Source organism: Lutispora saccharofermentans, assembly GCF_024363565.1.
In the GTDB taxonomy this organism is placed as follows: domain Bacteria; phylum Bacillota; class Clostridia; order Lutisporales; family Lutisporaceae; genus Lutispora; species Lutispora saccharofermentans.
Genome location: NZ_JAJEKE010000004.1, coordinates 48,970 through 75,354, shown reverse-complemented (window position 1 = coordinate 75,354; position 26,385 = coordinate 48,970). Strand labels below are relative to the sequence as shown.

Genomic DNA, 26,385 nt, shown 5'->3' with positions numbered 1-26,385 from the left:
ACATATAATGTGATAGAGTTTATTCATACATAGAGAGTGAGGTCAAAAATATGAGCATGATAAGTATTAGGAAAGATTGGTGCAAAAGATGCGGAATCTGCATAGAATTTTGTCCTGTAAAAGTATTTGCTCAAGAAGCAGATGGCACTCCGGTACCACAAAATCAAGATAAATGCACGGTTTGCAGGCTCTGTGAATTGAGATGCCCGGATTTTGCAATCAAAGTGGAGGTGACGGAAGATGAGTCAAAATAAAAGCCTTAGATTCATGCAAGGGAATGAAGCTATTGCAGAAGGAGCTTTTGCAGCTGGAGCAAGATTTTATGCCGGCTATCCTATCACTCCTTCTTCGGAGGTAGCAGAAATAGCTTCAAGGAGGCTTCCGCAGTTAGGCGGTCTTTACGTCCAGATGGAGGATGAAATAGGCAGCATGGCTGCAATCATAGGAGCTTCTGCGGCCGGAAAGAAATCCTTTACCGCTACCAGCGGTCCCGGTTTCTCCCTTATGCAGGAGAATTTAGGAGTAGCTGTTATGGCTGAAGTGCCATGTGTGATTATTAATGTTCAACGTTCTGGCCCAAGCACAGGCCTTGCAACCAAGCCTGCTCAAGGAGACTTTATGCAGAGCCGGTGGGGAACTCATGGAGACCACGGTATAATCGTTATTTCTCCGTCAACTGTGGAGGATTGCTATTATCTGATGGTTAAAGCATTCAATCTGTCAGAGAAGTATCGTACTCCTGTAGTTTTTTTAGCTGATGAAATAATAGGGCATATGAGGGAAAAAGCTGTCATAAGGGAAATAAATCCCGAAGAGATAATAAACAGAAAGTTTCCAAAATGTGATCCTAAGGATTATAAGCCTTTTGAGAGGGAAGAGGATGGTATAGCACCTTTAGCCTCCTACGGCAGCGAATATATAGTGAGATTATCAGGCTCAACACATAATGATGCAGGCTTTCCTGACAGCAGGCCTGAAAATGCCGATAAGTTTATCAGACACTATACAGACAAAATTGAAAAGAACAAAAAAGATATTACAATCATAAGAAAATATAACCTGGAAGATGCAGACTACGCTATAATCACCTTCGGATGTACTACGCGCTCCGCCCTAGAGGCTATGGATGTGATGCGCAAAGAAGGCAAAAAGGTTGGTGTATTGCAGTTGGTTACGCTATGGCCCTTTCCTGATGAGGAAATAGATGAGATATGTGCTAGGGTCAAAGGTATAGTAGTGCCTGAGCTTAATTTGGGTCAATTGATTAGAGAGGTAGATAGGGTAAACAGCTATCCCATTCCCGTAGTAGGGGTCAATAAGGTGAACAGTCTGTCTATCAGCCCTTATGAAATAATTGAAAAGGTAGGGGAGATGGAAAAATGTCAAAAATAAAATATGATGACTATTTAATTAAAGAAAAACTTCCTTTATTCTGGTGCTCAGGCTGCGGAAACGGAACAGTGCTGGGAGCAATTCTTAGAGCTTTTGCCACATTGGAATTAGATAAAAAAAATACGGTAGTGGTTACCGGGATCGGATGCTGGGGAAAGGCAGATGATTATATCAGCACCAACACCTTTCATGGAACCCACGGCAGAGCGCTATCCTTTGCTACCGGAATCAAGCTGGCTAATCCAAAGCTTAAAGTCATAGCCTTGATGGGTGATGGTGACGGCGCCACTATCGGGGGAAATCATCTTATACATACGGCGAGAAGAAATGTAGATATTACAGCAATCGTAGTCAATAATTTCAATTATGGAATGACAGGAGGACAGTATTCGGGTACTACTCCTGAAGACTCATATACAGCTACCTCCAGGTATGGGCATATAGAGCCGGGCTTTGATTTATGCAAGCTGGTAGAAGCCGCCGGTGCCCCTTATGTGGCAAGAGGATCTGCTTATAATGTTGTACAATTGGAGAAACTGATTAGAGATGGAATTGAAAAAAAAGGATTTTCCTTTATTGAGGCAATTTCACCCTGCCCTACTCATTTTGGCCGCCTCAATGGAATGAGGACTGCTCCTCAGATGCTGAAATGGATAAAGGAAAATTCAGTCGCAATAAGCGGTGCGGAGAAGTTAAGCCGGGAAGATAGAGAAAAGAAGTTTATAATGGGCAAATTTACAGATAAGGATATACCGGATTACAGCCAAAAATATCAAAGCATAATAGAAAGCTGTACAGCCGAAGCTGGAGGAGGCATAAATAATGAAATATAAATGGCAATTGATATTAAGCGGCGTCGGAGGCCAGGGACTTATCGCCTGCGGAGGGCTTATAGCTGAGGCTGCTATTTTATATGAAAGTAAATATGCCACACTGTCATCTTCTTATGGAGTGGAGACAAGAGGAACCTTTACTAAGTCAGATGTTATAATAAGCAATAAAGAAATATACTATCCGGAGGTAATGAAAGAAGATATAGTATTATCTTTGGCTCAGGTAGCCTATGATAGATATGTATCTAAAGTTGATTCTGATGCCTGCTTAGTGTATGATAATAGCCTGATCGCAGAGCCAAAGGAATCGAAGGCAAAACAATATGGCTTCCCCTTTACTGACCTTGCAAGAGAATTGGGAAATACTACTGTAGCAAATGTAATAGCCCTCGGAACCATAATAAAGCTTACGGGCATTTTGACAGAGGAATCCCTACTAAATGCTATAGAAGACGCGTATAAGGAAAAGCCTAAAGTTATGGAATTGAATATCAAAGCCTTTAAAAAGGGCGTAGAGATTGCTCAATAGCAGCAGAGTTTCAATAATTGGAGGGTTAGAATTATGGAGATAAAATATGCAGATAGAGTTGACAGCATAAAGCCGTCAGCTATAAGAGAACTCCTAAAGCTCACACAGCAACCTGGAGTCATATCCTTTGCAGGCGGGCTGCCGGCTCCTGAATCCTTTCCTATAGAAGAAATGAAGCGGATAAGCGTCAAGGTATTGGAAGAGCAAGGGAGATCGGCTCTGCAATACAGTACCACAGAAGGATATCAGCCTTTGAGAGAATTCATTGCAAAAAGAATGAATAAATCCGGTATTGATATAAAGTCGGATCAAATATTGATCACAAACGGATCTCAACAGGGATTGGATTTCAGCGGCAAGCTGTTCATAAATGAAGGAGATGTAGTCATTTGTGAAAGCCCCAGCTATGTAGGAGCATTAAATGCTTTCAGGGCTTATATGCCTAAGTTTGTGGAAGTTCCAATGGATGATGAAGGCATGAAAATAGATGATTTGGAAAAGGCGCTGATTGAAAACCCGAAAACAAAATTCATATATGTAGTGCCTACTTTCCAAAACCCTACCGGAAGAACCATGAGCATAGAAAGAAGAAAACAGCTTATCCAGCTGGCTTGTGAATATAATGTTCCGATAATTGAGGATAATCCCTATGGAGAACTGAAATTTGGGGATGAAGAAATACCGCCTGTTAAGCATTTTGATACAGCAGGCATAGTGATATATTTAGGAACCTTTTCCAAGACATTTTGTCCTGGGCTAAGAATAGGTTGGGTAGCAGCTTCTCCGGACATTGTAAGGAAGTATGTTCTCGCAAAGCAGGGGGCAGATCTTCAAACAAATACCATGTCTCAAATAGAATTGGCTAAGTTTATCGAATTGTATGATTTTGATGAACATGTGGAAAGGGTCAGAAACATATACAGAAATAGAAGGGATGCTATGTTAAATGCCATGAAGGAAGAATTCCCTGCAAGCATAAAATATACTTACCCTGATGGCGGCATGTTTACCTGGGTTGAGCTTCCCAAAGGAATAGATGCGGCAGATATATTGAAAAAATCCTTGGAATGCAAGGTAGCCTTTGTGCCGGGGTCATCCTTTTATCCTAACGGAGGAAATGAGAACCATTTCAGATTGAATTACGGCACAATGAGCGAGGATTTAATAGCGGAAGGGATTAAGCGATTGGGGAAAGTCCTTAGAGCTTTATAGATAGGGTGATAATATAATGTTGACATTAACATATCAGCACATAATAGGGATAGTATTTACGCTGTTTCTGATTACTCTGGTAGGAGCTTACTCCGGCAGAATGGTAAAAAATTCATCGGATTTCTCTGTGGGAGGCAAAAAAGCCGGTGCGGGAATCATTACCGGGACTATTATGGGCACATTGGTTGGAGGGGCGTCTACAATAGGTACTGCACAACTGGCCTTTCTATATGGATTCTCAGCCTGGTGGTTTACCTTAGGAGCAGGAATTGGATGCCTAATTCTTGCATTGTTTTTCTCAGGTCCTCTACACAGGAGCGATAAGGAAACTGTACCCCAGATACTGGCTGAAGAATTCGGAGGATTGGCAAGGCCTATCTCAAGCATATTCGTATCCTTGGGAACCTTCTTGAACATAATAGCACAAATACTTTCTGCGGTAGCTTTATTGACTTCGATGTTTAAAATCAGCCCCATTGCAGCTTCTGTTATATCAATAATGCTTATGTCCGCTTATGTAATCTTCGGCGGAGTATGGGGGACAGGATTGGTTGGAGTGGCCAAGCTTATTCTTCTATATATATCTGTTATCGCGGGAGGCATCATTGCAGTTACATATGGAGGGGGTATAGGCCATTTTGTTAATACTTTCCCCAGCTATCCATATTTCAGCTTGTTCGGCCGAGGAGTATGGATAGATGGAGCAGCAGGCTTTTCATTAGTATTGGGAGTTTTGTCCACGCAAACCTATATACAGGCCGTATTATCCGGAAAAACCTTGAGGGATGCCAGAACCGGGTCGCTTATAAGCGCATTTATGATACCCCCCATAGGCATAGCAGGCATATTCATAGGTCTCTTTATGAAGATGAATCATCCTAATATGAATGCAGCCTCGGCTTTTCCCCGGTTCGTACTGGAATATATGAGCCCCTGGCTGGGTGGTATAGTGCTGGCAACACTGCTGGTTGCGGTGGTGGGTACGGGAGCAGGTCTTGCCCTTGGAATAAGCACTATATTTACAAAGGATATATATAAAAATTATATAAATAAAAACGCTGATGATGATAGACTCCTCAAGGTATCGAGATGGGTTATAGTGGTATGCCTTGTCCTGGCTCTGTTATTTACAACAGGGAATGCCAAGTCTCTGATTCTAAAATGGAGCTTCATGTCCATGGGCTTGAGAGGAGCCACAGTCTTCATGCCTCTATGTGCGGCTTTGTTCATGAAAGGCAAGGTGAAAAGCAGTTATGCTATTTGCTCGATGGTCATAAGCCCAATATCGGTAATGCTGGGCAAGATCTTCCTGCCCCAAAGCTTTGATCCATTGTTTCTTGGTGTGACTATAAGCATAATGATTACCATTTTGGGTATGTTTGCCTCTGAAAATCATCAAATATTTGAAAACAAATCCTCTTTGTAATATAATATTAGGGTAAATTTACAAAGCAAGGGAGTTGTAATATGAGCTTATTTGAAACTTGGAGAGAAACTGCATATAAAGAAGAGGATCCGAAAATACAAAAGAAGTTTTGGGAAGAATACTTTGACATCGAAAAGGGTATATATGAGAAAATCCTGAACAAGCCTGATGAGGTGGTGAAAGGCTCGGCAAAAGAGCTGGCTGAAGGCTACGGCACAGATGTGCTTCACTTTATAGGCTTTTTGGACGGTATAAACACCAGCTTAAAGGAACCCAACAAGCTTGAAGAGCTTGAAGAAGACTCACAGGTTGAATTGGATATAGATGTAGAAAAGCTCTACTATAATATGCTGGCTGCCAAGGCAAAATGGCTGTACAGTCTGCCCCAGTGGGATAGCATATTAAGCGATGATAAAAGGAAAGAAATAACCAAAAAGCAGAGATTATCCGGCACTGTAATAAAAGAAGAAACTGTGGGAAGAAACGATCCATGTCCCTGCGGCAGCGGCAAGAAATATAAAAAGTGCTGCGGCGCAAATAAATAATTGATGGCCTCCACGATAAGGAGGCTTTATTTTTTTATGTAAGATAGGTATGATAGCTTCAAAGACCCTGGCATATATAGCATGATATTGGGCACTTTAATTAATGAATACAATGGAAATTAAGGCAATTTAATAATACATTGAATCTAGTCGGCTTTGACTTTTTAAATAAATGATTCCATAATTGAAATTATTCCCTATTATAAGTTGTAATTTATCAGATAGAAGCAGGTGGTTTTATGCAAAACAATATGGAAGGAATACTAAAGGATCTGGTTTACATCGACAATATTGCGTCGGATGTGAATAAAAAAAGACAGGCGGAGCTTGCTGGTATCGAAGAAAAGTGTGCGGCTGAAATTGAAAATTTGGACAGGCAGCTGGATGAAGAAAAAGCAGCAATGAGAAAACAATTGGAACAAGCAGTATTGAAAGCTGAGGAAGATGCGAAGGACATAGAGAAAAGATCCCATGATTCCATAGAAGCCCTGGAAAGAAAGTATGCTCAAATCAAGCAAGAAATACTGAAACAGGCAATTAATAAATTATTTGACATGGAGATGGATTAAACATGGACCGCATAAGAAGGCATGCAGCGGTTACGGCAAAGATTAAGGCTTTGGAAGGGCGATTCCTTACCGATGGGGATTATATAAGCCTGCTGAGAATGAAAACTGTAACCGAGTGCGCCGGGTATCTGAAGGAAAATACAAGCTACAGCAAGGTCCTGGCAGAAGCAGAAATCCATACTATCCATAGAGGGGCTTTAGAGGGCTTGATCAAGCAAAGGATCATTGAAAACATGGATAGAATAATGCACTATTACAGCGGAAGCTACAGGGATTTTATCAGAACCTTCTATGCCAAATATGAGATAGAGGATCTGAAGGATCTGGCCAGGGAAGTATATAATAAGAAGGAAATCAAAAATTATGAGGATAATGTTTTCGTCGGGAAATTCAGCAAGGTAGAGCCCCGCAAGGTTTTTGAAGCAAAATCAGCCAGGGATATAATACAGGCTTTGAGCGATACGGCCTTTTCCAAATACCTATGCCCGTTGCTGGACGAAAACAAGGGAGAGAATCTTTTCAGATTTGAGATGGCTTTGGATATGGCCTATTACAGCATATTGCGTCAGGAATGGGATAGGCTGGCCCCTGCAGACCAGGAAACCATCAGGCATGCCTTTGGTATCTTTGGAGATATACTCAATATACAGTGGATATACAGAGGAAAAAAGTTTTACGGCATCAAGCCGGAGATCCTTTTGAACTATACCATAAAGCTTTATTACAGACTGAACTTTAAGCAGATAAAAGAGCTTTGCTATGAAGAACGGCTTTCGGACTTTTTAGATAAGGCCAGAGAGACAGAGTATGGTTTTTTATTTAAGGAAGATGAAACCACGGATATATTTATGGACAGGAGGATGTACAGATACCTGTATTTCAAGCTTAAAAGCCTGGACAAAAATACAAGCATGAATATAATCAATGCAGTAGCGTATATACTGCTTCTTGAATTTGAGGTCAGGGATATAATTTCCATCATAGAAATAATAAGATATCAGGTACCTGAGGATCAAGGCAAAAAGTATCTGATAAAAAAATTGAGTAAGGGGGCGATATAGCATGGCGGTAGAGAAGATGAAAACAGTGGGCATAGTGGGCAGGATTGCAGATATGGATAGAATATGCAGGTCCATCGTATTGAACGGCAGCATGCACATGCTCAATGCCCTTACGGAGATAAACTCCAACTATTTCAAGCTCAGCGCCTCTGAAGAAAATTTAGAAGCGATAGAAGAATCGGCTCAGCTTGTGCCTTACGCTGCCGGCAGAGATTTTGCAAAGGACGAAGAGATGATAAAATCCCTGCATGGCATTTTTGATTTTAAGCCTGTTATAAATGCAAGTTCAATTGGGATTGATCACGATTACGGAAAGCTGCTGCAGGAAATAGAAAATGAATATCATTTTGTCAAAGAATTGTGGGATGAAGTAGAGGCTAAAAGGAAGCTGGTAGAAGAAAAGAAAAGTTATATCAGAAACTTAAACTATATGAAAAACCTGAATATGGATATAGGCCAGCTGATAAACCTCAGTTATTTGAAGTTCCGCCTCCTCATCGTATCAAGGGAAAACTACGGCAGGCTCAAAGGAAACTATGAAAATATAGCCTCTTTGATACTGAGGCTGGCAACTGTAGACGACAATGTAATAGTAGCTTCAGCAGCCCCAAAATCCTTCGATGAGGAAATAGAGAGACTTTTCATATCCCTTAACTATCAAGAATTGAAGCTGCCCTCCGGATATTCGGGAACGGCTCAGGAAATAATCGAAAAGATACAATCGGAGATAAAAGAGATATTTGACGAAATAAAACAATTGAAGGCTTCGGTGCAAAAGCGAAGAGGGGATATAGGTCCCATCATAAAGAAAGCCTACGGTGCCATGGAGCTGGAGAAGAAGGTAGAGAAGGTGAAGAAGGAAAGCGCTGCAGGCAAAAAGCTTTTTTTCCTCTTCGGCTATGTACCCAAAAGCAAAGTAAAAAGACTTCAAAAGGAGCTGTGGGATAATTTCGGCAGCAATATAATACTGGTGATAGATGATGCGGCATCCCATGAAACAGCCAAAGCGCCGCCGACCAAATTTAAAAATAACTGGGTCATCAGGCCCTTTGAAGCTCTTATAAGAATGTACGGGCTTCCTTCCTATGATGAGGTGGATCCTACCGCATTCTTTGGACTGACCTATATGCTGCTCTTCGGTGCTATGTTCGGAGATATGGGACAGGGCCTGGTAATTTTGCTGGCAGGATTATACCTGAGGCATAAAAAGCGAAGGGTGAATTTAGGGGGCGTGCTGTCCAGATTAGGCGTAAGCTCTATCATATTCGGCGCGCTTTACGGCAGTGTATTCGGCAAGGAAGATTTGATACCTGCATTGCTCATAAGGCCTATGGCCAATATAAATATGATCCTTATCTGGGCTGTTGCATTAGGTGTGGTGCTGATGACCGTAAGCTTCATATACAGCTTTATAAACAACTGGAAAAGGCATAATCTTGAAGAGGGTCTGCTGGGACGCGAAGGACTGGTGGGATTCCTGTTCTTCTGGACACTGATCACTGCCGTGGCCAATAGCCAGCTTGGCTTTGTGGCTGTGCCCCTTAAGATTTTCATCATTATTATGGCGGTGCTTTTGCTTCTCAATGTGTTCAAGCAGCCTATCGCCAATATGCTCAAGGGTTCAAAGAAGCTTTATAATGAAAGCGTCGTTGATTACTATACGGAAGCAGGCTTTGGAGTGGTGGAGACCTTGCTCTCGTTTTTATCCAATACAATATCCTTTATAAGGGTAGGGGCCTTTGCCTTAAATCACGCAGGCTTATATTTGGCCTTTGAGACCATGGCTGAAATGGTCAATTCCGGCATAGGCGGCATCCTGATACTCATCCTGGGAAATGCAGTCATAATAGGCCTTGAAGGGCTTATAGTATTTATTCAGGGCTTAAGGCTTGAATATTACGAACTGTTTTCCAGATATTATTCGGGAGAAGGAGTAGAATATGCTCCTATAAAGTTAAGTTAGCTTTGGGAATGGAGAACACGGATTTACACTGAAGGGTTAATAATATTAAACTTATGTGAAATTGTTAATTGAGCCCTTATAGTAATACTCAGGTTCCGATCTGTTGTGCCAATTGATAAAAGAGTATTTTGTGAAGAGGCTTAGAGTTTGTTAGCGAAGTAGAGGAAAAGCTGCATCAACTGTTTGAGCCTATATGCTGTTAAATTGGAAAATCTCATAACTTGCTTGAACCTTAACAGTAATTACAAATGCTGCATGCGAGTTTTGATGCAGCCCTATACAAGCTTACAAAGTCTTAGCTTCGAAGCTTTATACTTGTTATCAGTTGGCACAACAGATTAAGTTAGCTTTAGAAATGGAAATCACGGATTTACACGGAATCTTTCACGGATTGACACTGGACGTTACAAAGACTCCAGCGCCCTACCCGAGTACCCTGAGATCTGAGCTCTAAAACCTGAGCTCTAATAATAAGGAGGATGAATCATGTACACTATTGTTGCTATAGCTCTTTTCATCGTGCTGATGACTATCGGATGCGGCGTTATCCTTTTGAAATCAAAGGAAAATGCCGATGGAATAAAGGTTAAGAAAATACTCAAATTCAGTTTGGGCTCTTATATATCTTTGATCGCTTTGTTTCTGTTCATATTAGCCCCCAGGGTAGCATTTGCTGCCGCATCAGACGGCTCGGCGTCAGGCCTTGGCTTTATAGCCGCTGCTGTATCAACAGGCTTGGCCACCATTGGAGCAGGATATGCAGTAGGTGCCGTAGGATCTTCTGCTCTGGGCGCAGTATCCGAAGATCCGGGGATACTTGGTAAAACCTTGATATTCGTAGGATTGGCAGAAGGTATAGCTATATACGGACTCATAGTATCCATCATGATACTCGGCAGGATATAGAAGGTGTTTTTATGAAAATGCATCTTATCAGTGATAATGCGGATACCTTGACGGGTTTCAGACTGGCCGGTATAAAAGGCACAGTAGCGCACGAAGGGGACGAAGCACTGGAAGAACTGAAGAAAGCCTGTGATAATCCTGACATAGGTATAATATTGGTCACGGAAACCTTGATGGAAAAGATGGGACAGGAGATTAAAAACATAAAGCTTGATCCCAAGATGCCCATAGTCACTGTGATACCGGATCGGCATGGCTTCAGGAGAGAAAAAGATTATATAACCCGAAGCATAAAAGAATCCATAGGATTAAAGATTTGAGGAGTCTGATATTATGGCAGTAACTGTAGAAGGAAAGTTGGAGCTGTTTAAAAAAATATTGTTTGAACATATAGAAGAAGACTGGGCTGAGAAAAGAAACGAACTGATCAAAGCCATGGAAGAGAAGAAAGAAGAAAAGAAAAAGGAATTTGAAAAGCGAAAAAGGGCCATTGTAGAAGACGGGGAAGGCAGGGCCCAGGCTAAGAGAAAATCCATCATAGCACAAGTCCAAAGCGAAGCAGACTACGAAGTGATGAAGAAAAGGGAGGCCTTGCTAAGCGATTTGATGGGTTCCTTAATGGATTGGAGCAGGGAATTTATAAAAACAGACGGATATAAGTCTTTTTTGAGCAATAACATAGAGAAGGCTTTGCACATGATGGATGGAGAAGAATTGTTGTTCAGTTTCTCAGAAAAAGATATGAATGAGCTTGGCTCCTTTATCAAAGAAAGTGTAGAAAGGTTGAAAAATAACAAAAATATTGAACTTATCAAAAGCAGCACGGATATAATCGGCGGATTCACATTAGAGGATAAGAACAGCGGCGTTTTAGCCGATTTCAGCATCAAAACGCTTATAGACGAAGGCAAGGAATATATGGGCAGGATGCTCTATGAAAAACTGGATGAGGTGTTGAAAGCATGAGCAGCATGGGGAATATCACATTAGTCAACGGACCCGTGGTCAAGGCAGAGAATATGGAAAGCTTCAAGATGAGAGAAATGGTCCTGGTAGGAGAGAAAAAGCTTATAGGGGAGATCATATCCATAGACAGCGGAAATGCCACTATACAGGTTTATGAGGAGACCGCCGGATTGAAGGCAGGAGAAGCTGTATATCCTACAGGGAAGCCTCTCTCGGTAAAGCTGGGACCGGGTATAATCGGCAATATTTTTGACGGCATAGAAAGGCCTCTGCTGGACATCTATGACAAAGGAACGAGCTACATCCCCGAAGGCTTGGGATTGTCCTCCATCAGCCTGGATAAGATATGGAAGGTAAAAATGGCCGTGGCTGCCGGAGACAAGTTGAAGCCGGGAGCTATATTTGGAGAGGTGCAGGAAAGCACTACTGTGACCCATAAGCTTATGGTGCCTCCGAATATGGAGGGAACAGCAGCCTTTGTTGAAAAGGACGGCGAATATAATCTGGAGCATGTGCTTTTGGTGCTGGACGACGGCGCCAATAAGCATGAAGTGAAAATGTACCAGGAATGGCCGGTAAGAGAGCCAAGGCCGGTATTCAAAAGGAATCCCATAGAGAAGCTGCTGGTGACGGGGCAGAGGGTCATCGATACATTTTTCCCTCTTGCCAAGGGCGGTACGGCAGCCATACCGGGCGGCTTCGGCACAGGGAAGACCATAACTCAGCATCAGCTGGCAAAATGGAGCGATGCGGATATCATCGTATACATCGGCTGCGGTGAAAGAGGAAATGAGATGACAGAGGTTTTGGAGGACTTCCCCAAGCTCAGCGACCCCCGCAGCGGCGAGCCCTTGATGAACAGGACGGTGCTTATAGCCAATACCTCCAACATGCCTGTGGCGGCCCGAGAGGCTTCCATATATACGGGCATAACCATTGCAGAATATTACAGGGACATGGGCTATAATATAGCCATCATGGCGGATTCTACCTCCAGGTGGGCGGAGGCCCTGAGAGAAATATCGGGAAGGCTCGAGGAAATGCCTGCAGAGGAAGGCTACCCGGCATACCTTCCATCCAGGCTTGCCCAGTTTTATGAAAGGGCCGGAGATGTGAAAGCCTTATCCGGGCAGGAGGGCTCCATAACCATAATAGGAGCAGTATCGCCTGCAGGGGGAGACTTTTCCGAGCCGGTCACTCAAAACACCAAGAGAGTGGTAGGGACCTTTTTGGCTTTGGATAAAGCATTGGCTTATTCAAGGCATTATCCTGCCATTAACTGGATAAATTCCTACACAGGTTATATTGCAGACCTCCGGGATTGGTACAGGGATAATGTATCTGATGAAATGCTGGAGCTCAGGGCGAAGATGCTGGGCTTGCTCAGGGAGGAGCATAAGCTGATGGAAATAGTAAAGCTGGTAGGGGAAGACATACTTCCCGATGACCAGAGGCTGATACTGGAAATCTCCAAGGTCATCAAGACAGGATATCTGCAGCAAAATGCATATCACAAGGAAGATGCCAATGTATCCTTGAAAAAGCAATACGATATGCTTAAGGTCATAGACCGCCTCTATGAAAAAGCTCTGGCAGCAGTGAAAGCAGGCATCCCTATAAGCAAGGTCAAAGACGAAAAGCTTTTTTATGATATAGTATCCATGAAATACAATACTCCTGAAGGTGATGAGAAAGTATTTGATAATTATATGAAGCAGATAGACTCCTATTTCAATCCGCTGATTTCCCAGTATGACAAGGGAGGGAAAAAACATGAAAATGAAATATCTTAAGATAAGCAAAGTGGAAGGCCCTCTCATAATTTTAGAAGGGGTTAAGGATGCGGCATATGATGAAATGGTGGAAATAGAAGTAGAAGGACAAAGCCCTAAGAAGGGCAAAGTGGTTCAAATAAACAGAGATAAAGTAATAATCCAGGTATTTGAAGGAACCACGGGCGTATCATTGAACAATGCCAGGGTATCCTTTGCAGGCAAGCCCCTTGAGATATCCCTGTCCAAAGAGGTATTGGGGAGAGTATTCAATGGGATCGGAGAGCCCACGGACGGTGCCCCCCTGTACTTGGGGAAGAAATATGATATACACGGACGCCCCATGAATCCCGTTGCCCGATTCTATCCCAGAAACTTTATTCAAACCGGGATATCGACGATAGACGGACTGACAACTCTGATAAGAGGCCAGAAGCTGCCTATATTTTCAGGGGATGGCTTGCCCCACAACGAACTGGCGGCACAGATCGTAAGGCAGGCAAAGATAACTGAAAGCCAGGAGGATAATTTTGCAGTAGTATTTGCCGCTATGGGCATCAAGCATGGGGAAGCGGAATTTTTCAGAAAAAGCTTTCAGCAGTCGGGGGTTCTTAAAAAAGTGGTCATGTATGCAAACCTGGCAGACGACCCTATAATAGAAAGGATCACTACGCCCAGATGCGCTTTGACCGCGGCAGAGTACCTGGCATTTGAAGAAAATATGCATGTTTTGGTCATAATGACCAATATCACGAGCTACTGCGAAGCTTTGAGGGAAATATCCGCATCGAGGGAGGAGGTCCCTTCCAGAAAGGGTTATCCCGGCTATCTTTATTCGGATCTGGCTACACTTTATGAACGGGCAGGCATGATGAAGGGCAAAAAAGGCAGCATAACACAGATACCCATCCTTACCATGCCCAATGATGATATAACCCATCCTGTACCGGATCTGACAGGCTATATCACAGAAGGGCAGATAATACTATCAAGAGACTTGTACCAGAGAGATATCTATCCTCCTGTAAACGTACTTCCCAGTTTATCTAGGCTTATGAAGGACGGCATAGGCGAAGGCTACACCAGAGAGGACCACCCTGACGTGGCGAACCAGGTATTTTCGGCCTATTCCAGAGTGCAGGATATAAGGTCTCTGGCTCAGGTAATAGGAGAAGAAGAGCTCTCAGATACGGACAAAAAATATCTGGAATTCGGCAAACAGTTTGAAAGGCAATTTGTAAAACAAGGCTATGACGAAAACAGAAATCTTGAAAGAACTCTGGATCTCATGTGGGAGCTTTTGAAGATACTTCCCAAATCTGAGCTCAACAGAGTAAAGCCTGAGTATATAGATAAATATATGGAGGCCAAGGATGGAAAGTAATATTGCTTTTACCAAGAGTAACCTGATGGCAGCCCAATACTCCCTTGAATTATCTTTAAAGGGGTTCGAGCTGCTGGATAAAAAGAGAAATGTTCTGGTTATGAACATGATGGGCTTCATAGACAGGGCTGAGGAGATTCAGCAAAAGATGGGCGAGATATTTAAGGAAGCCTACGAAGCATTGCAGGTTGCCAATATAACCATGGGTATAAGCAGCATAGGGGAAATCGCCCAATCCATACCTGAGACAGCAGGCTTTGATATCATAACCAGGAGCATAATGGGCGTTGAAATACCGGAAGTAAAATTTGAAAGAAAAAGCTTGAATCATTTCTACAGCTTTTATCACACCAACTCCGCCCTGGATGTGGCATTAAAGAAGTTCCAGGAGTTGAAATACCTCATATATGAGCTTTCTGAGGTGGAGGACTCCGTATATAAGCTGGCTATGGAAGTAAAGCGAACTACCAAAAGGGCCAATGCCCTTCAGAACATCCAGATACCTAAATACAAGGAAATAGTAAAGGTGATATCCGAGGTGCTGGAAGAAAAGGAAAGAGAAGAATTTTTCCGGCTGAAGGTGGTAAAAAAGAAGAAGGATCAGACTTTATAAACTATATAGAGTATAATAATATGAGGATAATGCGACATTGTCGCATTTTATATATAGCATAAAGGAGTGCAGTAATATGAATTTTATGGAAAGCTTCAAATCAGCTCTATATAGCGTCAAGGCCAATAAGATGAGATCCTTCCTGACCATGCTCGGTATAATAATAGGCATATCCTCTGTAATCACGATTGTTTCCCTGGGCGAAGGAGGGAAAAAGGCCATAACCGGGCAATTCGAGAAAATCGGTATGAATATGATAAACATAAAGATAAAGCCTAAAGACAACGATGTTGAAAGCAGAGACTACTTTACCCTGAAAGACAAAAAGGCCTTAGAGGAAAAGATACCTGAAGTAACCGATGTCATAGTGGGCATAGAAGGCTTTGGATACTTCAGAACAGATAAGATAAAAAAGGAAGCCGGCCTGGGAGCAGTAGACGAAAGCTATATCAAGCTCGCAAACCTGGAAATGCTGGAAGGCCGCTTTATTAACGAGAGGGATGTAGAGACCAATAGAAGCGTAATAGTCATCGATGACCTTACCGCCATAAAATTCTTTGGAAAGCTGGATGCCGTCGGAGAAAAGCTGAGGATAACAAACATGGACAAGGATATAAGCCCTGTGATAATAGGAGTGTGCAAGAATCCTGCAGGCAATCTGGCTACCATGTTCGGCGACAACTATCCGGGCATAGGATACTTACCGGTCACTATTGCCGATAAGATATTCACAAACACGGATATAACAATGCTGGCGGCAATGGTGACAGATATGTCAAAATCCAAGGAAATATCTGCAAAAATCATAAGACTCCTGGAGCAGATCCATCGCAATAAAGATAAATATATGGCAGAAGAGGGCTTCAAGGAGATTGACATGGTGAACAATGTAATGAATATATTTACCGGTGTAATAGGGGCTATAGCAGGAATATCTCTGCTGGTAGGAGGCATAGGGGTTATGAACATCATGCTTGTATCGGTAACGGAAAGGACCAGGGAGATAGGGATAAGGAAAGCCTTAGGCGCTAAAAATAAAGATATCATGCTTCAGTTTCTCACCGAGTCCCTCATATTATGCCTGATCGGAGGCACCCTGGGAATGAGCCTCGGCATCGCTGCCGGAATAGGTGCCGGCAAGCTTATAAATGTAGCTATAGGTGTTTCACCGTCGGTGATACTTGCTGCCTTCGGATTTTCCTCAGCAGTGGGAATATTCTTTGGAATATATCCGGCGAAAAAAGCAGCAAAACTTGATCCCATAGAAGCACTAAGATATGAATAAAATATATTCGGATATTTAAAAAGCTTGTCAATATTTTCTTGTAAAAAATTGTTACTAATCATTGGCATTATGATATAATTATTATGTAATAGCTACTTATGATAAAAATAGTATTAAATAAAAGGGGTTATAGATAGTGTCAAAGAGATCTACCATTGATGAAGTTTACAATATTTTAAAAAGTCGAATATTGACCTGTGAATATAAGCCTGGACAATTAATATTTGAAAAAGAAATTGTCGATGAGCTTGGAGTAAGCAGGACTCCCGTAAGAGAAGCATTAAACATTTTAAACGGCGAGGGCTTGCTGCACATAATACCCAAAAAAGGGATACAGATAACATCATTGTCAGTCAAAAAAATGAAGCAAATTTATGAAATCAGAAAAATATTAGAGCCGGTATCGGTAAGTCAGGCTATTAGGAATATAAAGCCAAGTCATATTGAATATTTGACCAATCTTGATAAAACTTTGAGAACCGGCTTTGACAGAAGTGATGTTACGGATATTTTTAAATACGGAATGGACATTCATTTATATATTGCCGATTTATCCGGCAACGAAGTCCTCGTCAGCATACTTAAGTGGCTGAGGGAAGAAAGCTATAGAGGTTATGTATACTATTTAAAGCAATATATGGATAGATGCACGGATGATGAAAGAAAGATAGTTGAAGAAAAAACAATTAATAATCATAGTAAGATAGTAGAAGCTTTAAAAGAAGGCGATGAACAAAGGGCCATTAAACATGTCGTAGAGGATTTAAATATTTTTATTCAATTTATAAGCGATTATTAATATATAAATAAATATGAAATAAATGCAAACTTAAAGCACCAAACAGGCAGGTAAAATAAATGCATGCCGGTTGGTGCTTTAAGTTTGCATTTATATTTGACGCTTTAGAATTTTTTAAATTTTTGAAAAATAAAGAAGGAATATTGAATCTTATGTAGAACATATATTTAAATCTATGTATACATGAAGTATACGAAGATAAAGAATTCTTAATTAATACTATATAGTATTAATAATTTTTTTACGATTGCTATGTATACTTGAGGTATATATAAAGAATACTTAAAGTATACGAATTTAAGAACTTGTTCATGTCTGCAAGACATAATCATAAGAAGTGCATTAGAATGTCAAATAACGGCATAATGCTTAGAATCTAGGATAGCGTGATTATAGGAGATGATAATATACCATGTAATTAATTATTAGTGAAAAACATAAGTTACGAAACACCAAGAAATATGTATAGGTAAGGTGAAAATTATGAGGGGTTCAAATGCTTTTGATGTGTTTGACATAGTAGGGCCGATAATGATAGGCCCATCAAGCTCGCATACTGCCGGCGCCGTGCGGATTGGATTACTGGCAGGCCAATTATGCAATCATGAGCCAACGGAGTTAGCTGTATTTTTTCATGGTTCTCTTGCACGTACTTACTCTTTTCATAAAACAGATGTAGCAGTTGTCGCAGGAGTCATGGGGATAAGGGCAGATGATGAAAGAATAAAAGATTCAATTAATATGGCTCAGCAAAAAGGTATCAGAGTAAGGTTTGACAAGATCCGCTTAGAAGGAGCTCATCCCAGCAGCATTTTGATAGAAATGGTTGACCATAGCGGTAACAAGCATGTTGTCAAATCAGCCACGATAGGTGGGGGAAATATACATATAGAAGAAATAAACGGATATAAGGTGGATATAGATGGCAAACAGGATTGCTTGGTAGGATTGACCGAAGAATGCAATAAAAAGCAGTTTGAGGATGACATAAAGATATTATTAGGCCAAGATATGGCGCTTGTTATATATGAGCCTTTTAAAAATATGTGTTCTTTTAAATTAGAGAATGGAAAAGCTATTGATTCGGAATCATTAAAGCTGATAAGAAATCAAAAATATATTAAAGAAATTCACTTTATTAAAGCAGTAGTGTCAAAAGGCTTAAAAGGCAAAAGGTTCTATAACTCTTGCCGTGAGCTGGTAGAAGAGTCTGAAAAGAATAATTGCTCAATAAGTGAAACCGTAGTCAAATTTGAAGCTGCCAGATCAATGAGAAGCGAAAATCAGGTTTTACAAGAAATGAAAGAAGCATATTCGGCAATGAAACAATCAATAGAAAAAGGGCTTGAAAAAGAAAATGAACTTCTTGGCAATATTTTTAGGGGCAATGCAGCCAAAATGGACAATTATATAAAAAGAAACAAGAGTATATGCGGTATAAGTTTATCTAAAGTAATAAGAAATGCATTGGCTGTAATGGAGGTAAATGGGTCGATGGGAAAGGTTGTTGCATGCCCTACGGCAGGATCTGCCGGCACTGTCCCTGCTGCAGTATTTACAGTCGCTGAAGAGAACAATTTAAAGGATGAGGATGTAATTAAAGCTTTATTCACAGGGGCAGGCATTGGAATTATTATAGCAGAGAATGCAAGCATTTCCGGCTCCGTATGTGGATGTCAGGGAGAGTGCGGGGCCGCATCTGCCATGGCAGCAGCAATTATAACAGAACTCTTTGGAGGAGACTATGATCAGATACTGAGCTCGGTATCTCTGAGTTTAGGGAATGTATTAGGAATGGTTTGTGACCCGGTGGCTGGAATGGTAGAAATACCTTGCATACAGAGAAATGCCATATCGGCAGTCAATGCAATATTATCTGCGGAAATGGCCTTGGCAGGAGTAGATAGTGTAATACCTGCAGATGAAATGATAGGAGCCTTAAATGAAGTAGGAGAGCTGATGGATGAAAGATTAAAGGATACTTTGGGCGCAGGAATTTCAAATACACCAACAGCCAGAAAAATCGAGCAGGAAACATTCGGTACAAAATGATCTTAAAAATTATTTTGAGGAGGATTAACAATGGATAAAAGTAAATATGCAGTGCTTGGTGCCGGCAATGGAGGCCAGTGTATATCTGCATATCTTAGTCTTAAAGGATATGAGGTTAGTTTATATGACAGATTTAAAAATATTATTAACCCATTAAAAGAAAGAGGAAATATTGAATTAAAAGGCGTTTCATTAAATGGTATTGCACAAATAGATTGCATAACAACAGATATTGAGGAAGCAGTTGATGGGAAAGACATCATATTAGTAGTGGTGCCGGCTTATGCTCACGAATATATTGCTGACATGCTGAGTCCAATATTAAAAAGCGGACAAGCTGTTGTACTTTGCCCCGGATCAACAGGGGGTGTGCTTGAGTTTAAGCGGGTCCTAAGAGAAAAAAATTGCAGTGCTCACATTAAGATCGCTGAAACTAGCAGCTTGTTTTATGCCTGCAGAACTGAGGCACCAGGAGTAGCGATCATTGGCGGAATAAAAAAGGAGCTTCCTCTTGCAGCTCTTCCTTCATCAGATGCTAAAGAAATTATTGAATTGCTTAAAGAGCCTTATCCACAATTGATAGAAGAGGAAAACGTTTTAGTATCTGATATGAGCAATATGAATGCGGTGATACATCCTTTGCCTGTGCTTTTAAATACAGGTTGGATAGAAGCAACAAAAGGGAATTTTAAATTTTACTATGACAGCATTACCCCTTCAATAGGGAAAATGGTAGAAAAGCTTGATGCAGAAAGGATAGAAATATGCAAAGCTCTGGGCATTGAAGTCAAAAGCTTCAAAGAAAGCATGTACTTCTACTATGGAGCTCAAGGTGACAGTATAGGTGAGATGGTAAGAAAAGTGGATGCATATAAGATTGTTAGTGCTCCCAGTAAGATTGAAACCAGGCTTATAGCAGAGGATGTGCCAATGGGTCTTGTGCCGATGGCTGAATTGGCAAAATTGGTTGGAGTTAAAACTCCGATGATGAATATAACAATAGAATTAGCTTCCATACTTCTTGGAATAGATTTCAGGGCGACTGGCCGGACATTAGATAAGCTAGGTATTGAAGGGATGGATAAAGAAAGCTTATTAAACTATATAAAGTAAACAAAGACTTCTGTTGCGGAGCAAACTTTTAAAATCAAATTCTAGATAAGGGGAATTGAGGTATGGCAATTAAGACAAGCACAAAAGAAGCCTATGAAATGATAAAACAAAAAATTCTGTCTTGTGAATATGAACCTGATCAGTTTGTGTCAGAAAAGGAAATCGTAGAGCAATTGGATTTAAGCAGAACCCCTATAAGAGAAGCAATCAATATTTTAAACGGAGAAGGTTTATTAAAAATTATTCCCAAAAAAGGATTGCAGGTTGCACCTTTATCAATAAAAAATATTAAAGAAATCTATGATATAAGAATCCTTATTGAGCCTTTGGCTGTACAGCAAGCCATAAAATATATTAAACAGGATGATATTAAATATCTGGTTCAATTGGATAATAATCTGAATGATTACTTTAATAAAAAAGACGCATCTGTGGTTTTTAAAGCGGGAATGGATATACATTTGCATATAGCACGCTTATCAAACAATGAAACCATATTTTCGCTTATTAAGATGTTGAGAGATAGGAGCCAAAGAGGATATGTATATTATCTGCAAAAATCCTTTGACATGCTTAATAATGAAGATAGAAAAGCAATTGAAAAGTCACTTCTAGGCAATATCCTAAGCATTCACAGCAAATTCATTAAATCATTGATAGAGCTGGATGCAGAAACAACGATTCATTATATAACAGAGGACCTAACCTGTATGAAAAATTTGTTTGCAGGGTTTTAAGTTATAAGCTGCTGTACTTTTGCTAAGCACATTTATATGAAGGGAGATGAGTTGATAGTTAAATTTTTGAAGTCTCGTTCAACAATATTTCGCGATAGGAGTGAGTAAAATGAACATCTCGGTCTTTAAAAAAGCAGGAAATGCATTAGTTTCCGCTCAGCGTTTCATTGGTGTGCTGCTCGCTTTTGTAGCCGCATCATTAGTTGTGTATCAGGTTATTCTTCGTTATGTGTTCAAGGCGCCTTTAATGGGTATTGAAGAGCTTTTAATATTTCCTACTATTTGGCTTTATATGATTGGCGGAGCTAATGCCTCACAGCAAAGAAATCATATCGAGTGCGGTATTCTTACTTTATATATGAAAAGGGAGGGGACAATCAAGCTATTTAATGCTTGTAAATCTCTGTTCTCAATGATTGTTTCATTATGGCTTACATACTGGGCATATTGGTTTTTTATATATTCTTATAGCAAATGGAAGCTTAGTGATATCCTATATATCCCTATGTTCTATGGCGAAAGCGCACTTTTTATCGGCCTGGTTTTTATGAGTATATATGCCATCATCGACTTTTATATGGATGGCAGGGCATTTATACATTATTTTAAATCAAAAGCAGAAGGAGGTAATAACTAATGTTAACAATAGTAGGTATTTGTGTTATTCTTTTGATTCTCCTTTTGATGTTAAAAATTCCTTTGCCCTATTGTTTTGGCGGAGCACTCCTGTTTATGTGTATTTTTGCAGGCGTATCTATGAAAAGCATGATGCTGTGGGTGTTCAGCCAAACCATAAGTCCGGTGCTTCTCGCAAGCCCTATGTTTATACTTGCAGGCTCTTATATGGGCGGAAGCGGTATAGCAACGAAGCTGCTTGATTTTGTGGATTCTTTTATCGGTAGGATAAAAGGCGGGCTTGGAGTCGTATCCGTTCTTACCTGTGCCGTTATTGGCGCCATATCCGGCAGCGGTTTTACCGGTGTGGCAGCGACAGGTCCCGTAATAATACCGCGCATGGTGGAGCAGGGTTATCCCAGAGGCTATTCGACTGCTTTGGTTACAGTGTCTTCTGTTTTAGGACTTTTGATACCTCCTAGCGGGATATTGATCATATATGGCTGGGTCACCGAAACTTCAATACTGGCTTGCTTCTTGTCTACAGTGGGCCCGGGGCTCTTGATAACATTATTGTTCTGTATAATCAACATGATAATATCGAGAAAGTTTGACCTTGTGTTGGACGAGCCCAGACCCTTTAAAGAAAAAATAAGGATTGCAGGCCGAAGAGGTGCAATTGCGCTTCCTGCCCTTCTTATGCCCGTAATAATACTTGGAGGAATCTATGGCGGAATTTTTACCCCGACTGAAGCGGCGGCGGTAGCAGCAATATATTCAATACCAATAGGTTTTTTTGTATATCGCACTATGAACCTTAAAGATTTTTATGAGTTAACGCTGGATTCGGTAGCCTCTATAGGCGCTATTATGAGCATGATAATATTCTGTTTGATGTTAAGTCAGACATTTGTATTATTGCAAGTCCCTCAAGCGATCATAGATATATTTTTCAGCTTGACTAACAGCCGCATACTGATGCTGATCTTAATAAACTTATTCCTTTTTGTTGTAGGTATGATAGTTAATGATGCTACGGGGATGATTCTATGCGCTCCTATTTTGCTGCCATTGGTTTTAAAATTGGGCATCAGCCCTGTTCAATTTGCGGCTATAATGGGCGTAAACCTTGCCATGGGCGGGGTAACACCTCCTTATGCAAGCATACTGTACTTAGGTATGAGGATCGGCAAGTGTGAATTTAATGAAATATTTGGCCCTACAATGATTTTACTTGTTTTCGGATACATACCGGTTGTGTTTTTAACTACTTTCTGGCCTGCACTATCATTGTGGCTGCCAGGCTTGTTCGGGCTTCTATAATAGCAGTCAAGTGCTTTAGGATTTAACTTATCCGGCACTTAACAACACAATAATAATTATTTAAATAAATGGAGGTAATTTGTATGAGCACTTTATTATTAAGTCAAGACCAGGTTAAAGAATTATTTACAATGAAGGACATCGTGGAAATTTGCGAAAAGACATTTCAAGGATTTGGTGAGGGTACTGTAATCAATCCTACAAAAGTAAATCTCGACTTAGGTGAAACAGCAGCATTTCCGCCTTATAAAGGTTTTATGAATGCTATGCCTGCATATATCGGCTGGACTGATATTGCGGGTATCAAATGGGCAGGCGGCAACTTGGGCGAAAGGAAGAGATTGGGTCTACCATATGTGACCTCTCTGATTATGCTTATCGATCCCAAAGTCGGGAATTTCATCGCTGTTATGGATGGAGCCTTTATTACCAACATGAGGACTGGAGCACAGACTGCAGTTGCGCTGAAATATATATTCAACAACGGCAGCTCTGAGAAAAAACCTATTAAGCTGGGGCTTTATGGTGCAGGGATGCAGGGACACACACAGACATTGGCTATTTCAGAGTTATTTGATATTGAAGAAGTAAGGGTATATGACGTAATGAAAGCCGCTGCAGAAAAATACAAGAAAGATATGAAGGATGTTGTTAAAGGAGAAATCGTTGTATGTGACACTCCAAAGGAAGCGGCTAAGGGTGATGCAATAGTCTGCGTAACTCAATCCAAGGATAAGTTCCTTCTCGATAAGTGGGTTAAACCCGGAACAGTCATATTCCCAATGGGCTCTTATCAAGAGTGTGATGATGCTATGCTTATGAATGCTGACAAGATAATAGTCGATCATATAGGGCAATGCCTGCATAGAGGGGCACTGGCCGAATTGAGCGAACAAGGAAAAATAACCGAGGATGACATATTTGGAACTATAGGCGAGCTTGCGGCAGGCAAATTGTCTGTCGGAGATTACTCTGATGGAAAGATAGTTTGCATTCCAATAGGTACAGGCGCTATGGATATTGCTGTTGCGAGCATTGCATACAAGAAAGCAAAAGAAAAGGGCATTGGAGGAACATATTCATTTGTTTAATTGTAGTATTGGATAGTATTGGAGGTGCTTTTTATGAACACATTATTGCTGAGCAAATCGGACATTAAAAAATTAATTTCAATGAAAGAAGTCATAGATATCTGTGATAAAACTTTTCAAGGATTTGGTGATTGTACAACTATAAATCCTCCAAAAGTAAATTTGAATTTAGGAGATTCAGCACCATTTCCTCCTTATAATGCTTCAATGAATGCGATGCCGGCATATATAGGCTGGCAGGATATAGCCGGTTTGAAATGGGCCGGAGGCTTTGGAGGCCAACGCCTTAAAATAGGTCTTCCATTCATCAATGCTCTTATTTTGCTGTGTGATCCCAGCATGGGTAATTTTGTTGCTGCTATGGATGGTACTTATATTACTAACATGAGGACAGGCGGTCAAACAGCTGCAGCTCTAAAATATATTTTGAAAGACAAGAAGAGTATTAAACTGGGATTATTTGGCGCAGGTGCCCAGGGACGTACCCAGACAATGGCTATATCAGAAGCATTTGATATAGAAGAACTAAGGGTATATGATATTGTGAAATCATCTGCTGAAAAGTTTAAGAGTGATATGGAAAGCTATGTGAAAGGAAATATAATTGTATGCGATAAGGCACAGGAGGCTGCCAAAGGCGATGTAGTTGTCTCTGTTACTTTGGCAAAGGACGGCTTTATAAAAAGCGAATGGATAGAAAAAGGAACTGTCTATTTTCCGATGGGTTCTTATCAGGAATGTGATTATGAAACTATATTGCAGGCGGACAAGATAATTGTAGATCATGTTGATCAATGTCTCCATAGAGGAGCTTTAAAAGAGCTTGCTGATCAAGGCAAAATCGGAAGGGATAACATTTACTGCACAATAGGCGACTTGGCTGTTGGAAGGAACACAGCGGATAATTTTAAAAATGAGAGAGTTTTGTGTGTACCCATAGGAACGGGAGCCATGGATGTAGCAGTTGCAGCTACTGTATACAAAAAAGCCGTATCCCTTAGCATGGGGGATGAATTTGCATTTGATATATAAGATGTCAATTACTTTTAAATATGAGGAGGTTATTAGTTTGAAAAGAGCCATTTCTTTAATTATGGTCATAATACTTTCTGCTTCTCTAGTGGCGTGCGGCCCCAAAGGAGAAAACAGTGAAGCATTTGCAAAGGAACAAAATTTGACTCTAAAGCTTTCACATATCAGACCTCAGGGCTCCGTCGCAGATAACGATATCCGCAATTTTGCCGCTGAAGTTGAGAAGAAAACCAATGGAACTATTAAGTTTGAGATATATCCTGCATCTCAATTGGGGGATTATACCACTGTTCTTGAAAGAGTGAGCATAGGTGATGTTGATATGCAGATCGCTCCTATTGGCACAAATCTGGATAAAGCTTTTGGTATCTCATATTGTCCATATCTGGTACAGAATTGGGATGAGGCAAAAGAAGTATACAAGAGCGGCGGCGATTTGGTTAATAATATGGCTGCTATCTGCGAAAAAAATGATATAAAGCTTATCGGTACTTATCCATTATACTTTGGAGGCATTGCATTAACAAAAAAACCTTCAGATCCGACGAATGTAAATAGTAAGGACGGTATTAAAATTCGTGTTCCAAATATGAAAGCCTTTGACCTTGCTTCGCAGGAGCTTGGTTATCTTTCTACTCCACTACCGGCAGCCGATACCTTTACTGCGATGCAGACGGGTATGGTAGAAGGTGCTATAGGTCTTGGTGCTGAGGGTTACTATTCCAACTACAGAGACCTGGTAAAATACTATTTGCCTATAAATGACCATTTTGAGCTATGGTATGTATGTATAAGCGCTGAAACCTGGAAAAAGATGAGCCTTTCACAGCAAGAAGCCATTACTGCCGCTGCAAAAGAAATGGAAACAAAGAGATTTGTTGAGGCTGAAAAACAAGAAAAGGAATATGAGGATAAGCTTGTCGAAGCCGGAGTGGAAATAATTAATTTCACTGATGAAGAATTATCAAATTTTGCTAAAGTAATAAGAGAAAAAGTTTGGCCTGCTACTAAGGCAGATTTTAACGAAGAGTTTTTTGATAGCATAGTAGAAAAATATAATCTTCTCAAATAAACATATGTCAGAGTGTTTCCTTCATTAAACATGGGGCAAAAAGCAATAGGCTGCATATATGCAGCCTATATTATATTAAAAACTTAGGGAGGATA

26 protein-coding genes are annotated in these 26,385 nt (G+C 40.7%); all 26 read left to right on the top strand.

Annotated elements, in window-relative coordinates; translation table 11 throughout:
• Window positions 1–50 precede the first annotated feature (50 nt).
• The 26 genes from LJD61_RS06660 to dctP all read left to right on the top strand — a co-directional run bounded on the left by LJD61_RS06660 (window position 51) and on the right by dctP (window position 26,290).
• Window positions 51–254: a 4Fe-4S dicluster domain-containing protein gene (locus LJD61_RS06660; protein ID WP_255226749.1), complete on the top strand. Its 204-nt coding sequence runs from the start codon at window positions 51–53 to the stop codon at window positions 252–254.
• Complete coding sequence (locus LJD61_RS06655) at window positions 241–1,392, top strand: 2-oxoacid:acceptor oxidoreductase subunit alpha (protein ID WP_255226748.1); 1,152 nt, start codon at window positions 241–243, stop codon at window positions 1,390–1,392. The genes LJD61_RS06660 and LJD61_RS06655 overlap by 14 nt, the downstream gene beginning before the upstream one ends.
• The gene (locus LJD61_RS06650) at window positions 1,380–2,225 is read left to right on the top strand and encodes a thiamine pyrophosphate-dependent enzyme (RefSeq protein ID WP_255226747.1); all 846 of its coding nucleotides are present in this window, start codon (window positions 1,380–1,382) and stop codon (window positions 2,223–2,225) included. The genes LJD61_RS06655 and LJD61_RS06650 overlap by 13 nt, the downstream gene beginning before the upstream one ends.
• The gene (locus LJD61_RS06645; RefSeq protein WP_255226746.1) at window positions 2,215–2,754 is read left to right on the top strand and encodes a 2-oxoacid:acceptor oxidoreductase family protein; all 540 of its coding nucleotides are present in this window, start codon (window positions 2,215–2,217) and stop codon (window positions 2,752–2,754) included. Before LJD61_RS06650 ends, LJD61_RS06645 begins: the two co-directional genes overlap by 11 nt.
• A 33-nt stretch (window positions 2,755–2,787) precedes the next feature.
• Entirely contained in the window at window positions 2,788–3,966 is a 1,179-nt protein-coding gene (locus LJD61_RS06640; RefSeq protein WP_255226745.1) for an aminotransferase-like domain-containing protein, read from the top strand.
• A gap of 16 nt (window positions 3,967–3,982) precedes the next feature.
• Window positions 3,983–5,392, top strand: coding sequence for a sodium:solute symporter family protein (locus tag LJD61_RS06635; RefSeq protein WP_255226744.1), 1,410 nt, complete (start codon window positions 3,983–3,985; stop codon window positions 5,390–5,392).
• Window positions 5,393–5,433: 41 nt separating this feature from the next.
• A complete protein-coding gene (locus tag LJD61_RS06630) occupies window positions 5,434–5,937 on the top strand; it encodes an SEC-C metal-binding domain-containing protein (RefSeq protein WP_255226743.1) in 504 nt (167 codons plus the stop codon).
• A gap of 239 nt (window positions 5,938–6,176) precedes the next feature.
• Entirely contained in the window at window positions 6,177–6,506 is a 330-nt protein-coding gene (locus LJD61_RS06625; RefSeq protein ID WP_255226742.1) for a hypothetical protein, read from the top strand.
• A 2-nt stretch (window positions 6,507–6,508) separates the two neighbouring features.
• Complete coding sequence (locus LJD61_RS06620) at window positions 6,509–7,567, top strand: V-type ATPase subunit (RefSeq protein ID WP_255226741.1); 1,059 nt, start codon at window positions 6,509–6,511, stop codon at window positions 7,565–7,567.
• 1 nt (window position 7,568) lies between these two features.
• Window positions 7,569–9,530, top strand: coding sequence for a V-type ATP synthase subunit I (locus LJD61_RS06615; RefSeq protein ID WP_255226740.1), 1,962 nt, complete (start codon window positions 7,569–7,571; stop codon window positions 9,528–9,530).
• A gap of 486 nt (window positions 9,531–10,016) precedes the next feature.
• Complete coding sequence (locus tag LJD61_RS06610; protein ID WP_255226739.1) at window positions 10,017–10,436, top strand: ATP synthase subunit C; 420 nt, start codon at window positions 10,017–10,019, stop codon at window positions 10,434–10,436.
• Between the two features lie 11 nt (window positions 10,437–10,447).
• A complete protein-coding gene (locus tag LJD61_RS06605; RefSeq protein WP_255226738.1) occupies window positions 10,448–10,756 on the top strand; it encodes a V-type ATP synthase subunit F in 309 nt (102 codons plus the stop codon).
• 13 nt (window positions 10,757–10,769) lie between these two features.
• Complete coding sequence (locus LJD61_RS06600; protein WP_255226737.1) at window positions 10,770–11,402, top strand: V-type ATP synthase subunit E; 633 nt, start codon at window positions 10,770–10,772, stop codon at window positions 11,400–11,402.
• Window positions 11,399–13,195 (top strand): V-type ATP synthase subunit A, encoded by a 1,797-nt coding sequence (locus tag LJD61_RS06595; RefSeq protein ID WP_255226736.1) that lies wholly within the window; start codon window positions 11,399–11,401, stop codon window positions 13,193–13,195. Before LJD61_RS06600 ends, LJD61_RS06595 begins: the two co-directional genes overlap by 4 nt.
• On the top strand, window positions 13,176–14,558 hold the full coding sequence (locus LJD61_RS06590; RefSeq protein ID WP_255226735.1) for a V-type ATP synthase subunit B: 1,383 nt from the start codon (window positions 13,176–13,178) through the stop codon (window positions 14,556–14,558). Before LJD61_RS06595 ends, LJD61_RS06590 begins: the two co-directional genes overlap by 20 nt.
• The gene (locus tag LJD61_RS06585; protein ID WP_255226734.1) at window positions 14,548–15,171 is read left to right on the top strand and encodes a V-type ATP synthase subunit D; all 624 of its coding nucleotides are present in this window, start codon (window positions 14,548–14,550) and stop codon (window positions 15,169–15,171) included. Before LJD61_RS06590 ends, LJD61_RS06585 begins: the two co-directional genes overlap by 11 nt.
• Window positions 15,172–15,247: 76 nt before the next feature.
• A complete protein-coding gene (locus tag LJD61_RS06580; protein WP_255226733.1) occupies window positions 15,248–16,456 on the top strand; it encodes an ABC transporter permease in 1,209 nt (402 codons plus the stop codon).
• Between the two features lie 136 nt (window positions 16,457–16,592).
• Window positions 16,593–17,255 (top strand): GntR family transcriptional regulator, encoded by a 663-nt coding sequence (locus LJD61_RS06575; protein WP_255226732.1) that lies wholly within the window; start codon window positions 16,593–16,595, stop codon window positions 17,253–17,255.
• A 483-nt stretch (window positions 17,256–17,738) separates the two neighbouring features.
• Entirely contained in the window at window positions 17,739–19,307 is a 1,569-nt protein-coding gene (gene sdaAA, locus LJD61_RS06570; protein WP_255226731.1) for an L-serine ammonia-lyase, iron-sulfur-dependent, subunit alpha, read from the top strand.
• 30 nt (window positions 19,308–19,337) lie between these two features.
• Window positions 19,338–20,420, top strand: coding sequence for an NAD/NADP-dependent octopine/nopaline dehydrogenase family protein (locus LJD61_RS06565; RefSeq protein ID WP_255226730.1), 1,083 nt, complete (start codon window positions 19,338–19,340; stop codon window positions 20,418–20,420).
• A gap of 62 nt (window positions 20,421–20,482) precedes the next feature.
• Entirely contained in the window at window positions 20,483–21,157 is a 675-nt protein-coding gene (locus tag LJD61_RS06560; RefSeq protein WP_255226729.1) for a GntR family transcriptional regulator, read from the top strand.
• 109 nt (window positions 21,158–21,266) lie between these two features.
• Entirely contained in the window at window positions 21,267–21,794 is a 528-nt protein-coding gene (locus LJD61_RS06555; RefSeq protein WP_255226728.1) for a TRAP transporter small permease, read from the top strand.
• The gene (locus LJD61_RS06550) at window positions 21,794–23,095 is read left to right on the top strand and encodes a TRAP transporter large permease (RefSeq protein ID WP_255226727.1); all 1,302 of its coding nucleotides are present in this window, start codon (window positions 21,794–21,796) and stop codon (window positions 23,093–23,095) included. The genes LJD61_RS06555 and LJD61_RS06550 overlap by 1 nt, the downstream gene beginning before the upstream one ends.
• Window positions 23,096–23,178: 83 nt before the next feature.
• Window positions 23,179–24,186 carry an ornithine cyclodeaminase family protein gene (locus tag LJD61_RS06545; protein WP_255226726.1) on the top strand — a complete coding sequence of 336 codons (1,008 nt, stop codon included), beginning with the start codon at window positions 23,179–23,181 and terminating at the stop codon, window positions 24,184–24,186.
• A gap of 33 nt (window positions 24,187–24,219) precedes the next feature.
• On the top strand, window positions 24,220–25,218 hold the full coding sequence (locus tag LJD61_RS06540) for an ornithine cyclodeaminase family protein (RefSeq protein ID WP_255226725.1): 999 nt from the start codon (window positions 24,220–24,222) through the stop codon (window positions 25,216–25,218).
• A 37-nt stretch (window positions 25,219–25,255) separates the two neighbouring features.
• Entirely contained in the window at window positions 25,256–26,290 is a 1,035-nt protein-coding gene (dctP, locus tag LJD61_RS06535; RefSeq protein ID WP_255226724.1) for a TRAP transporter substrate-binding protein DctP, read from the top strand.
• Window positions 26,291–26,385 lie beyond the last annotated feature (95 nt).